Here is a 12,428-nt window from a genome sequence, read left to right on the forward strand (position 1 = left end):
TCCAGGCCGGTCGGCTTCAGCCCTGGTCCGCTTCAACGTCGGCGTTGTGGAAAACGTTCTGCACGTCGTCCAGGTCGTTCAGGGTGTCGAGCAGTTTCTCGAACATGGCCACGTCGTCGCCTTTCACCGGTGTCGTGGTCTGTGGTACGAACTGGATCTCGTCGACCTCGAAGTCGATCTCGCCGAAGGCGTCCAGCAGTGCCTGCTTGGCCTTGGCGTATTCGGTGTGCGGCGCAAACACGGTGATGTGACCATCCTCGCTTTCGATATCGGTCACGTCCACGTCGGCTTCCATCAGCGCCTCGAGGGCAGCCTCTTCGTCGTCGCCACCGAAGGCGAGGATCGCGCAGTGGTCGAACATGTGGCTGACGGTGCCAGGGGTTCCCAGCTTGCTCTTGGCCTTGTTGAAACAGGCGCGTACGTCGCCAAAGGTGCGGTTCGGATTGTCGGTCAGGCAGTCGACGATGACCATGCAGTTGCCGGGGCCAAACCCTTCATAGCGGGCCGGGGAGAAGTCCTCGCCACCAACGCCGCTGGCCTTGTCCAGCGCCTTGTCGATCACATGGCTGGGCACCTGGTCTTTCTTGGCGCGCTCGATCAGTCCGCGCAGGCTAAGGTTGCCGGCGGGGTCGGTGCCGCCCTGCTTGGCGACCACGTAGATTTCACGGCCATACTTGCTGTAGACCTTGGTCTTGGCGGCGGCCGTCTTGGCCATGGATTCCTTGCGGTTCTGAAAGGCCCTGCCCATATCGTTGTCCTGTTGCGTCTGACATGAGGCAGAATTCTACGAAACAGAACCGGTAGGGAACAGTGTTATTTCACCGGGATGCCGACGACATGCTCCGTGTCATGGCTACACTGCAGGTTCCCATTGCACACTGGAGTTTGTCCATGGACCACCATCGCTATCGTCACGCCTTGTCGGCACGGTTGGAAGCAACCGAACTGGCCTTCCCGCAAGCGGAATTCGATGCACGTCGAACACGAGTCCGGTCTGCCATGGAAGCTGCGGGGCTGGATGCCTTGCTGCTCACCGATCCTGCCGATATCCACTACCTGACCGGCTACAACACCTTCGAGGTATCGGTCCATACCTGCCTGGTGGTGTCGATGGAACGGCTGGTGCTGCAGGTACCTTCCATCGAGACGGGGCCTGCGGTGGTCACGGCCTCGGTCGATGAAATCCTCGGCTACCGCTGGGAGGGCATCGGCGAGGTGATCGAACCCCTGGTCGACACCCTGACTCCCTATCGTGCAATCGGCCTGGACATCTTCGCGGCCAGCCTGCGCCATGGCGTGATCCGTGAATTGCAGGCGCGTCTCGGCGCCGGGCGCTTCCATGACAAAGGTGGTGAGCTGCTGGACCGCATTCGCATCGTCAAGAGCGAGGCGGAGCTGGCATGCCTTCGGGAGAGTGCCCGTATCACATCATTGGGCCTGACGGCGGCCATGGACGTCATCGAACCAGGCATTACCGATAACGAGGTGGCGGCGGAGGGCGCCAGGGCGATGCTGGCGGCAGGTAGCGAGTTCATGAGCATGCAGCCCATCGTCACCACCGGCCGCCGGATCAGCGTGATCCATATGAACCACCAGCGTCATGCCATTGCCGCCGACGAGCCGGTCTTCCTGGAGTTTGGCTCCGCTTTCCGGCGTTACACGGCTCCGATGATGTGCACCGCCGTCGCCGGCCGGGCCAGCCGTGAGATGCATGCCATGCGGGACGTCTGTCGCGCCTTGTTCGAAGCGCTGACCGAGGCCATGCGGCCTGGCAACGGCTTCGAGGACGCCGCCCGAGCCGCCGAGGCCGTATTGGCACCCCATGCCGATAGAGTGTTCTTCTCCGGGGTATTCGGCTATGCCGTAGGGGCTCAGTTTCCACCCAGTTGGGTGGAGGGAAGCGGTTATATCGCTCGTGACCAGGTCCGTGAGTTTCAGGCCGGCATGGTGTTTCACCTGCCGCTTTGCCTGCGGGTGCCGGGAGAATGGGGCATTGGCATCAGCGATACCGTCCTGGTGACACCCGATGGGGGCGTGCCGATCACGGACAATGCCTGGCGGATCCGCGAGACATGACGTTCTCCTTGGCCGGCCCCTCGATCCGCTATGACTATACTGAGTCACTGTCAGGCGAGGGCTCGCCTGGTGCATGAGCAGTGCCTCGGGCAACCGAGGTTCGTCACCCGGATTGTGGAGGGCGTCATGACTCACACAGTGACAGCGGCATACGATAGCGCGATGAAGGCCACCAATGCTTATGATGAACTGGTGTCCGAGGGGTTTCCCCGGGAGAAGCTGTATTTCGACAGGGGAACCAACCAGATCAAGGTCATCATTCCAGAGACGTCACAGCCGGAGGTGAAAGACATTCTACGCCGTCATGAGCCGGACGAGGTCTGGACACGTCCATTCGAGGAATAAACGCGATTTGCCCCCCTGGAGTACCTCGAGTACCCGCTCTTGTCTTCCGCCGTCCTGGCGAAGCCGGTTTCCATGACCTCGGTCGCTATGGCGTATCGGGGCCAGGCAAGGCAAAGTGACGAAATGTGACAAGCTGTGATTGTCGTGTTTTCTCCGGGGGGAGTCATGGGGTGAAGGATGCCAACTCACTGAATGGTCGATTGGCGCTGGATTCGAGCGGCCTGAAACGACACCGCAAGCGTCTGGGCCTGAGCCAGGAGGCGCTGGCCCAGCATTGTTTCGACCGGCGGCTGTGTGTCTCCATCGCCTCGATCAAGCGAGCCGAGAGCGGCAAGCCCGTGCTCTACCGCACGGCCCGCCACCTGGCCACCGTCTATGATGTCGACGTCGAAACCCTGGCGGCTTCTTCCGGCGATGTCGTGGAAGAACCGCGGTTGGGCGATGCGGGCTTTGAGGATGACGCTCCCCGAAGCGTCATCCGTCTGGTGGCGGTCGGTTCGGCTATGCCGACAACCTTTGATGCCTTGATCGAGCGCTTCGGTGGGATGCCGCTTCCCGCCACGGACTTGTCGCGCCGTGAGGCTGTCTTTGGTGTGCCGCGCGCGTATCGCAGTGATGCCTTGCGTTGCATGCGTTGTGCCTGGGCCTTGCTCGAAGAGAGGCGGGATTCGGCCAACCCTGTCGCCAGGCTATGGATCGATGCTCGCCAATGGCCACTCGGTGAAGCCCCGATGGATCCCACTCTGCCCGCTGGGTCCACCGGGGAGACCCCCAGCGTGTGGACCGAGCGAAGCGTGGCCGTACAATTGACGGAAAGCTTCGAATTCGACGAGGGTGGCCAGGGCTTCCTGCGCTGCGCCCGCTCGCTGGATGATCAGGCGACCCGCCTTGACTTGATCGGACGTTATTTCGAGCTCGGGCAGCTCAAGTCCGCCCTCGACATCACCTGCCCCTTTCCCTGATCGACCTCGCACCGCTACGCGCCCAGGAGGCCCAGGCGCTTGCCGCGCGGTTTGCCAAGGTCGAGCCCGCCCATGCCGCCCCGATTGGCTGGGGACGCCATCGGATGCGTCGTTCCAGGCAACCTCTCGGCTCTGGCAGAGCGGTACGGAGTAGGGGCTTGCCATGACCATGCCCCGTTTGGCACTGCAGCATCAGCCTGGCGGAGCGACTCAGCGGTGATGACCCAGCAGCAGCGTGGCTAGCCGCTCGGACTGTTCCAGACACTGCTCCTGGAGTCCGGCTCCACGGGTCCAGCCGCCGGCAAACAGCAGAGGGCATGTCTCGACCCCGGCCGCCAGCGCCGCCGTGGTGTCCAGGTTCCAGATGTCGATCTCCTGCTGGGCCTCGATGCAGTCGGCGTCGAGCACGTTGTGCTTGAAATAGGTCCAGGCCTTGCGATGCAGTGTCCCGTCGAGCCCTGCGAGTTCCGCCTTGTAACCGCTGTCGTGCATGTCGCTGCCGGACCCTGGGCGCACCAGTTCCGGTATACCTTCCAGTCCAAGCCCACCATGTCGGTCGAGCATGTCCCGCTGCGGGATACGATTCAGGTCGTCGACCAGCGAGACGAAGTACTGCGGCAGGCCCGCCCGATCCTGGACGGGATTGGCCATGTCGTTCTGATGCCGGTTGGCCACGTAGTCGATTCGATAAGGGAAGAATGTGTCCTCCTTGTCGCGTACTTCGATGTTGTAGGTACGCCAGAGGTTACGGTTGGCCGGAAGGCGGTGCGAAGCGGTATGGCAAACGGCAAAGCTTCGCGTATAGCGCACCTTGTCGAGGATGCGCCGCAATCGATGGTGGACGTCACCGAGACCGTCGCCAAACTCGAGAATGTCGAGGGCATTGTCGGCGTGAGTCGCCATGATCGCCAGGTCGTAATCACGGGTTTCCGTGGCGTCACGGTCAGCCACGGGTATGCCGCCAATGGCCACCTTGCCGGACGCGACCTGAACCTCGATGGCGACATTGCGATGAATCTGGACCTTCGGTCCCTGCCGGGCGGGAGACACGACATGGCTGGCCAGAACCTCCAGCCAGTATTGCGCGCCCTTGTCGAAATAGCGCCTGTCCGGTGGATCGCCACCTTCCTGTACCCGGTAGTACTCGAAGGGAGCCTGCAGCGGCATCCCGGCGGGCCCCCTGTCGTCGGCGAAGTACATGGCAGAGATACGGGGATAGTAGATCTGGTTTCTCACCACCTCGAGCCGGCAGGGTAGCTCCGGGTCCTCCCAGTCGAGGTCGATCTCCAGCTCTTTCGCGGCTTTCTGCAATGTCTGGCGCGGGTCGGCGATGCAGCCGTCGAAGAAATCACCCACGGTATAGCGCGGTGTGATCCTGGCGTCGTCGAGCAGGTCGAGGGCAGCGCGGTGGACGACCTTTATCAGCGGAGCCAGTCTGCCGCCATCGGCATGGTCCAGTCGGAATGCAGGATCGGAGACTCCGTTGTCCAGGTCGGCATCGTCGGTCAGGGCGAACCGTCCATCCCGGGAAAAATAGCTTTCGCTATTCTGCAGCGGTTTCATTTCATCAAGATGGCCGATCTCTTCCATGACCGCCCTGAGTCGGCGATAGGTGGCGAAATTGACATCGTTGACGCCGAGGTCCGCCCAGCGGACATAGCTTTCCGGCTCGTGGCCAGGGCGGTAGAGAGTCCCCAGGTCTACCCAGACGGTCTCGGCATTCCCCCCCAGTATTGCCTTGCGCTCAAATAGCTCGATTTCCATCGGCCGAGCTGCCTGGGCCGCGAATTTCTGCAGATAATACGCCAGGGATAGCCCCGAAATGCCGCCGCCAATGATGGCGACCCGCCGCGGTGATCCGCTCATGCCCCTTTCCCCCCTTGCTGGTAATACTGGCCAGCTTCGGTCAACCGGATGCAAGACACCACCCCCTGAACTGCAACTGATACCGAAGTGATACGGCCACATACGGAGGAGGTTCCCATACATGGCGGACGAGTTTTCCGGCCTTCGCAAGAAGGCTTGCCATGATCCTGGGCAAGGCGTGGTCGCACCGTACCGACAAGCGATGATACCGAACTGATACAGCTGGGCGATTCGATGCGTGTCATACCTATGTTCGGCGGTTGGGTCTTGGATCCCGACCTGCATGAGCGGAGGCTGACATGAACTCTTCCATTGACTGCCCTAGCTGTGGCACTCGCATCGACCTCGATCTCGCGACCTTGATTGGAGCCCCGTGGTTCGAGTGCGGTGGCTGTTCGGCTACCATCGGCATTCACTATGGCAACCGGGCGCGCGCCCAGCAGGTCACGGCCGGGTGGCATGACCTGCTGCGCAAGCGCCGGGCGCTGGCGCGTCGTGCCGCACGGATCAGGCGATCGTCAGCGGAAGAGGAGGCAGAACCTGGAGCTCAGGAACTGACCTTCATGGCCTGATCGTCCAGGGCACTGGCGCGACGGTAGGCGTCACGACCGCTGACCCGTGCCCAATAGTCACCGAAGGCGGGGCAGGCTTCCAGGCTGCCGAACTGAAGACCCCAGCCGATATGCGAGCCCAGATATACATCGGCCGCCGAGAAATGTGACCCGGCGATATATTCGCTGGCACTGACCGCCTGCTCGAGCGTTTCGAGCACCGCCTCGATACTGCCGTAACCGACCCGGCCTTGCTGCTCGGTATTGGGTTCCATACCGAGATCCCGATCGGTCACCGCGGCCTCGAGTGGGCCGGCGGCGAAGAACAGCCAGCGATAGTAAGCGCCTCGTTCGGCAAGCGGTGGGGCGAGGTTGGCGTCGGGAAAGGCATCCGCCAGATAGGCACAGATGGCGGCGCATTCGGTTATCACGGTTGTCCCATGGCGTATCGCTGGCACCTTGCCCATCGGGTTGATGGCCAGGAACTCGGGTGATTTCATGGCGGGGCCGTAATCGATGACTTCCGTTCGATAGGGGGCTTCGACTTCCTCCAGCATCCAGCGGGCGATACGCCCGCGGGACATGGGGTTGGTATAGAGTACAAGCGAGTCGTTCATGACTGATCTCTCGAGTGGCTGTCCTGAAGATAGCAGCTCAGGAGCGTCATGTACCTGGCTTGTTAAGCGATACCCAACCTGCAAAAACGGGCAATGGCTTCACCCGGCGCGACGTTCCCCGACCCGAACGCTGGCGGACTTCGCTGTCGCTTCGCTCGCCACTTTTGTAAACACCCTCTCGGGAATCAATTGGGATCGAGGAGGCGTGGCCCAGAGCCTTCTTCGGCCAGCTCATCTTCCGGGTTGCGCAGCGGACAGTCATTCATCGACAGGCAGCCACAGCCGATGCAGTGATCGAGCTGGTCGCGCAGCCGGGTGAGGCGCGCAATGCGATCATCGAGCCCCTGGCGCCAACTGGCAGAGAGCCGTTGCCAATCGGCGGCGGTAGGAGCCCGGGAGGCAGGCAGCGTCTCGAAGGCATCGCGAACCTCGGCAAGCGAGATGCCGGTTCGTTGGGCGACCTTGATAATGGCGACCCTCCGCAGTACATCGCGGCTGAAGCGACGTTGGTTGCCGGCATTCCGGCGACTTCTGATGAGCCCCTTGGATTCGTAGAAGTGAATGGCCGAGACCGCCAGTCCGCTTCGCTCAGCGACTTCGCCAACGCTGAGTTCGCGGTGAAGGTGCGGCTGCATCATCATCTCCTTGATACCGGTTTGGTCCGATGTTGTATCTCGCCGTGTCGACCATGGCAAGTTAGTCGTCATCTTTGATCTATCATCGGCTGGCTCAAGTCTATGATCGTTGCGCAATAGCCTGGCTGACGGTATCGTAATGAATTCGTAACATTGGCAGGCAGGCACGTGAATTCGTACCATGAGCAAGATGGCCTGATACCATGGTCTGGCAAGAATGCCACTTACTATCAAGTTTCGTGATGGATCCTATGACGAATATTGATTTCCCCTGCCGGCCGGTGGCTTTTACGTTTATTCCTTTCCACTACCCCCTCTCATGGAAAAGGATGTCCAAAGTATCATGAAGTCGCTCGCCCGAGGCTAGCCGCCATACGTCCGAAAGAAGATATCGTCGTTTTTCTTCTTTTCGTTTCTTGACCTCAACTTAACTTCAGGTCTTAACCTGCAGCTCAACGGATCGGGCCACTGGCTTGCTCCGATGTTTTCCTGATGATTGGTGATGTCATGTTCCGTTATTTCGAAAGCCTGGTGAACCCTTATCCGTCGGGGGAGCCCGAGACGCCGCCCAAGGGACTTTTCCCCTTCATCCTGCATTTTTCGCGTCCGGTGCTGCCCTTGCTGGTGGCCATGTCGTTGCTCACGGCACTGGTATCGGCTGCCGAGGTACTGTTCTTCAGCTACATGGGTGAGCTGGTGGACTGGCTCTCGGGGGCCGAGCGGGAAGGGTTCTTCGCCGAGTATGGCTGGCGGCTCGGCGGCATGGCGGCCCTGGTCGTGATGGGTCTGCCTCTGCTGGTGCTGCTCCAGTCCCTGCTGACCCACCAGGGCATCTTCGGCAATTACCCGATGATCGGCCGCTGGCTGGCGCACCGCCATATGCTCGGCCAGAGCATGGCGTTCTACCAGGATGAATTCGCCGGACGGGTCTCCCAGAAAGTGATGCAGACGGCACTCGCCATCCGCGAGACGGTGATGAAACTACTGGGGCTGCTGGTCTACGTGGTCATCTACTTCGCCGGTGCCATGCTGCTCATGGGCAATGCCGAACCCTGGTTGATGCTGCCGCTGGTGGCCTGGCTGGCGGGTTATATCGCCATCATGTGGGTCTTCGTGCCACGGCTGCGTCAGGTTTCCATGGACCAGGCCGATGCCCGGGCCCGCATGACCGGCCGTATCGTCGACAGCTACAGCAACATTCAGACCATCAAGCTGTTCGCCGATACCCGTCGTGAGCAGGCCTACGCCCGCGATGCGATGGAGGGCTTCATGGTGACGGTGCATCGGCAGATGCGGCTGGCGACCCTGCTGTCGGTGAGCCTGACGCTACTCAATTCGCTTCTATTGACGAGTGTCGCGGGCATGGCGATCGGCGCCTGGTATTACGAGGCCATTTCGCTGGGCGCCATTGCCGTGGCCATCGCCCTGGTCATGCGGATTCGTTTCATGTCCGACTGGATTCTGTGGGAGGTGGCGAGCCTGTTCGAGAACATCGGTACCGTTCAGGATGGCATCAACACCATTGCCCGGGAGCCTGGCGTCAAGGACCTTCCCGGTGCCGCCATGCTGAGCGTGCCCCGCGGCGCAATCCGCTTCGATGCACTGCGCTTCGGCTATGAGCGTCCCGATGGCGAGGGGATTCGCGTCTTCGACGGCATGAGCCTGACCATCGCCCCCGGCGAGAAGGTCGGTGTGATCGGCCGCTCCGGGGCGGGCAAGTCGACGCTGGCTAACCTGCTGTTGCGGTTCTATGACCTGGAGGGCGGGCACATCCTGATCGATGATCAGGATATCGCCGACGTGACCCAGGAGTCGCTGCGCCGCCAGATCGGCATGGTGACCCAGGACACCTCGCTGCTGCACCGCTCGGTTCGGGACAACATCCGCTATGGCAGCCCCGATGCCAGTGAGGCGCAGGTACAGGAAGCGGTGCGGCGGGCCCATGCCGATACCTTCATCGATGACCTGGTGGACCTCAAGGGACGACGGGGCCTGGACGCCCACGTGGGGGAGCGTGGGGTCAAGCTATCCGGTGGCCAGCGGCAGCGCATCGCCATCGCCCGCGTGCTGCTCAAGGATGCGCCCATCCTGGTGCTCGATGAGGCAACGTCAGCGCTCGACTCCGAAGTGGAGGCGGCGATCCAGGAGCAGCTCTACACCCTGATGGAAGGCAAGACGGTGATCGCCATCGCTCACAGGCTGTCGACCATCGCCATGCTGGATCGACTCGTGGTGATCGACGAGGGACGTATCGTCGAGAGTGGTACCCATCAGGAGCTGCTGGCCCGTGATGGCCTGTACGCCGCCCTGTGGCGCCGTCAGTCCGGCGGCTTCCTGGGGCTCGACATCAACGGCGAGCCAGAGCCGCAGGATACGCCGGCGTCGGCCGAATACGAGTGATTGGCACTGCTGTTTTCCGACCTCATTGACCCAAGGAGAACCGTCCTGCAATGAAACAGATACGACGTGAAGCCATCAACCCCCCGGGCCTGCCGAACACGTTGCAATACGGGTTCAGCCAGGCGGTAGTCGTCAGGGGGGGACATCGGGTCCACCTTTCCGGCCAGGTCGGTGTGGATGCATACGAGCGTCTGGTGGGGCCCGATATCGAGGATCAGGCATTCGCCGCCCTGGACAACATCGCTTCCATCCTGAAGAGCCTGGGTGGCGACCTTGCCCATGTCGTGATGCTGCGCATCTATCTGGCCGAATTCGCCCGCTACGACCAGGAGTCGGTGGTGAAGGCGCTACGAGCCCGCTTTCCCGTCTCGCCACCCGCGACCTCCTGGGTGATCGTCAGCGGCCTTTCCGAGCCGGAGTGGCTGATCGAGATCGAGGCCGAGGCGGTCTTGCCCGAGGAGATCGTGTCGAGTGGCAGCGTGAACTCAGGCGGGTTCGTCGAGAGCCTCAGTGGTAGCCACCAGCTCTGACGGTAACTGCCATGGCGGTGGCGCTGCCTGGGTCTTGAGCTGCATGCGCTCGACCACGAAGTCGACAAAGGTGCGTACCTTGGGTGAAACGAGCCGACCGCCAGGGAATACGGCATGCATTTCGACCTCGGGGCCTTCCCAGCCATCGAGAATGCGGCGCGGAGGCTGAGGTGCCGAACTGAGGCAGGCGATGAACTCGTTGGCGAGCATGATCCCCTGGCCGTCTTCCAGCGATCCCCGAAGGACGAAGGGGTCGTTGGCGATGGCCACCGGGTCGACCTCGACCTCGACGACCTCCTGGCTCGCGCTGTTGCGTAACTGCCAGACGTAGCGCTGGCCCCGCTGGTCCATGGACTTGGCCAGAACGGGATGAAAGGCCAGCTCCGCCGGCTCTCGAGGCTCACCATGGCGGGCGATGTACGTTTCGCTGGCATAGACGAACGAACGATGACGAGCCAGTAATCGTGCCACCAGGCTGGAGTCGGGCAGGGGGCCAACCCGAATCGCCACATCGATCTGGTTGGCGACCAGATCGAGGCGCTCATTGGAGAGGACCAGTTCGATGCGGACTTCGGGGTGCAACTTGCGAAAGTCCTGCACCAGGAGCGCCGTGAACTCGGTGCACATGGTGAATGGAGCCGTGACCCGCAGCCAGCCTCTTGGGCTCTCCTCGAGCTGATGTACGGCGATCTCCGCCTCGCCCAGGTCCCGCATGATGCGGTTGCAGTAGTCGAAGTAGATGGCACCCGCTTCGGTCAGGCTCAGGTTGCGGGTCGTGCGGTTGAGCAGCCGTGCACCCAGACGTTGTTCCAGGCCTTGTACTTTGCGGCTGACAGTCGTCTTGGACAGGTGGAGTTGTTTGGCAGCCGAAATGAAACTGCCATGTTCTACCACCTTGGCAAAGATCAAGGCGTCATTGAGATCTTGCAACATGTTGTTATCTCGTTCCGTTCAAGTGGAGCCAGGGAACTGTCCCACCAGAGGGATAGTATTTCCCTGCCGACCCGACTAATCAAGTGTTCGACAAGGCTTTAAAGTTGTTTGCGGTCCAGGTTTCCTGAAGATCAATTAGGGGAGCTTCAATCGACTTGATGAAGTAGGCGTAATACAACCACCAAATCTTGGCTTGAATCGATACTGAAAACCGCTACTTAGAGTAAAATAGAGGGTCGTTCATGAACGTCCAAAAGATGTTCCCGTCTTCGGGTTCCGGGCGAGTGTTCATGGTTACCACCATGCTCGCGGGACTTGTTTTTCTGTCAGGGTGCGACACTCAAGCCGACAGCGAGCAGCAGGCGCCCCCGCCACCCCAGGTCAGTGTGGCCGATGTCATGATCGAGAATGTGCGCTTCTGGGATGAGTTCACCGGCCGTATCGAGGCGGTGGAAACGGTAGAGCTGCGTCCTCGTGTGGCGGGGTACATAGAGAGTATCCACTACATCGAAGGTCAGAGCGTCGAAAAGGGGGATGTCCTCTTCACCATCGACCAGCGCCCTTACCAGGCCGAGTTGTCGCGTGCCGAAGCCGACCTGCAGCGCATCCGTGCACGGGCCGAACTCACCCGTAGCGAGGCCGCCAGGGCCGAGGCCCTGGCCCAGACCCACTCGATTTCCCGCGAGGAGCTGGACCAGCGGCGGGCGGCCGCCGCACAGGCGGAGGCCGATATCCTCGCTACCCGGGCGTCGGTCGACACGGCAAGACTGAACATGGAGTTCACCGAGGTGCGTGCACCCATTGCCGGCCGTACCGGCCGTGCCCTAGTCACCGTGGGAAACCTGGTGTCGGATGCCACGCCATTGACCAGCATCGTCTCCCTGGATCAGGTCCATGTGCACTTCTTCAGTGACGAGCAGACCTACCTGCAGTACGACGCCATGTCGCGTTCGGGAGAGCGCGCGAGTTCCCGTGACGAGAGGACGCCGGTTCGTGTCGGACTCGCCACCGACGAGGGCTTCCCCCATGAAGGTGAGGTGGATTTCGTCGACAACCGCCTGGATGCCGCTGCCGGGACGATCCTGACCCGGGCCGTGCTGGATAACAGCGAGGGTCGCTTTGCTCCGGGTATGTATGCGCGGGTGCAATTGCTCGGCAGCGGGTTCGAAAACGCCATGTTGATCGATGACAAGGCGGTGCTGACGGACCAGGACCGCAAGTATGTCTATGTCGTCGATGAGGAAGGCCGTGCACATCGGCGCGATGTACAGCTTGGACGGATGGTGGATGGGCTGCGGGTCATACCGGCCGGGCTCGAGCCGGGAGACCGGGTGGTGGTGCGAGGTGTCCAGCGAATCTTCTTCCCGGGCATGCCGGTTGCTGCCGAGAGCGTCGATATGAGAGAGGGCCGCTCCACGCCCAATGAACTCGCCGCCATACGCTGAATGACAACAGGCGTTTGCCGAGCGCCATTTCATCCCCTGTCGTTGATGTCACCTTCGAGGCGGGCTCG

12 protein-coding genes are annotated in these 12,428 nt (G+C 61.5%); 7 read left to right on the forward strand and 5 right to left on the reverse strand.

Features of this window, described 5'->3' with window-relative positions:
- Positions 1-16: 16 nt before the first annotated feature.
- Complete coding sequence (locus tag C1H69_RS05220) at positions 17-748, reverse strand: YebC/PmpR family DNA-binding transcriptional regulator (RefSeq protein WP_102652354.1); 732 nt, start codon at positions 746-748, stop codon at positions 17-19.
- A gap of 143 nt (positions 749-891) precedes the next feature.
- Here C1H69_RS05220 and C1H69_RS05225 point away from each other — a divergent pair, with 143 nt between their 5' ends.
- From C1H69_RS05225 to C1H69_RS23175, 3 genes are all read left to right on the forward strand, one after another.
- Positions 892-2,076 carry a M24 family metallopeptidase gene (locus C1H69_RS05225; RefSeq protein ID WP_102652355.1) on the forward strand — a complete coding sequence of 395 codons (1,185 nt, stop codon included), beginning with the start codon at positions 892-894 and terminating at the stop codon, positions 2,074-2,076.
- Between the two features lie 126 nt (positions 2,077-2,202).
- Complete coding sequence (locus C1H69_RS05230) at positions 2,203-2,421, forward strand: hypothetical protein (protein WP_102652606.1); 219 nt, start codon at positions 2,203-2,205, stop codon at positions 2,419-2,421.
- 170 nt (positions 2,422-2,591) lie between these two features.
- On the forward strand, positions 2,592-3,383 hold the full coding sequence (locus C1H69_RS23175; protein WP_240609818.1) for a helix-turn-helix domain-containing protein: 792 nt from the start codon (positions 2,592-2,594) through the stop codon (positions 3,381-3,383).
- 210 nt (positions 3,384-3,593) lie between these two features.
- Here C1H69_RS23175 and C1H69_RS05240 read toward each other — a convergent pair whose 3' ends face one another.
- Positions 3,594-5,249, reverse strand: a complete 1,656-nt coding sequence (locus C1H69_RS05240) for an FAD-dependent oxidoreductase (RefSeq protein WP_102652356.1) — start codon at positions 5,247-5,249, stop codon at positions 3,594-3,596.
- A gap of 299 nt (positions 5,250-5,548) precedes the next feature.
- Here C1H69_RS05240 and C1H69_RS05245 point away from each other — a divergent pair, with 299 nt between their 5' ends.
- A complete protein-coding gene (locus C1H69_RS05245; RefSeq protein WP_102652357.1) occupies positions 5,549-5,821 on the forward strand; it encodes a hypothetical protein in 273 nt (90 codons plus the stop codon).
- On the opposite strand, the gene C1H69_RS05250 is transcribed toward C1H69_RS05245, so the two are convergent.
- Together C1H69_RS05250 and soxR are read right to left on the reverse strand one after the other, a co-directional pair.
- Complete coding sequence (locus C1H69_RS05250; RefSeq protein WP_102652358.1) at positions 5,797-6,417, reverse strand: glutathione S-transferase family protein; 621 nt, start codon at positions 6,415-6,417, stop codon at positions 5,797-5,799. The two genes, C1H69_RS05245 and C1H69_RS05250, sit on opposite strands and share 25 nt — an antisense overlap.
- Before the next feature lie 185 nt (positions 6,418-6,602).
- Positions 6,603-7,052 carry a redox-sensitive transcriptional activator SoxR gene (soxR, locus tag C1H69_RS05255; protein ID WP_240609819.1) on the reverse strand — a complete coding sequence of 150 codons (450 nt, stop codon included), beginning with the start codon at positions 7,050-7,052 and terminating at the stop codon, positions 6,603-6,605.
- A gap of 507 nt (positions 7,053-7,559) precedes the next feature.
- On the opposite strand from soxR, the gene C1H69_RS05260 reads away from it, so the two are divergent.
- Complete coding sequence (locus C1H69_RS05260) at positions 7,560-9,452, forward strand: ABC transporter ATP-binding protein (protein ID WP_205738417.1); 1,893 nt, start codon at positions 7,560-7,562, stop codon at positions 9,450-9,452.
- 50 nt (positions 9,453-9,502) lie between these two features.
- On the forward strand, positions 9,503-9,982 hold the full coding sequence (locus C1H69_RS05265; protein ID WP_102652361.1) for a RidA family protein: 480 nt from the start codon (positions 9,503-9,505) through the stop codon (positions 9,980-9,982).
- On the opposite strand, the gene C1H69_RS05270 is transcribed toward C1H69_RS05265, so the two are convergent.
- Positions 9,938-10,915, reverse strand: a complete 978-nt coding sequence (locus C1H69_RS05270) for a LysR family transcriptional regulator (protein ID WP_102652362.1) — start codon at positions 10,913-10,915, stop codon at positions 9,938-9,940. The genes C1H69_RS05265 and C1H69_RS05270 overlap by 45 nt on opposite strands.
- 242 nt (positions 10,916-11,157) lie before the next feature.
- Between C1H69_RS05270 and C1H69_RS05275 the strand changes: the two genes are divergently transcribed.
- On the forward strand, positions 11,158-12,360 hold the full coding sequence (locus tag C1H69_RS05275; RefSeq protein ID WP_102652363.1) for an efflux RND transporter periplasmic adaptor subunit: 1,203 nt from the start codon (positions 11,158-11,160) through the stop codon (positions 12,358-12,360).
- The last annotated feature ends 68 nt before the right edge of the window (positions 12,361-12,428 follow it).

The organism is Billgrantia endophytica (genome assembly GCF_002879615.1).
Lineage (GTDB): Bacteria > Pseudomonadota > Gammaproteobacteria > Pseudomonadales > Halomonadaceae > Halomonas > Halomonas endophytica.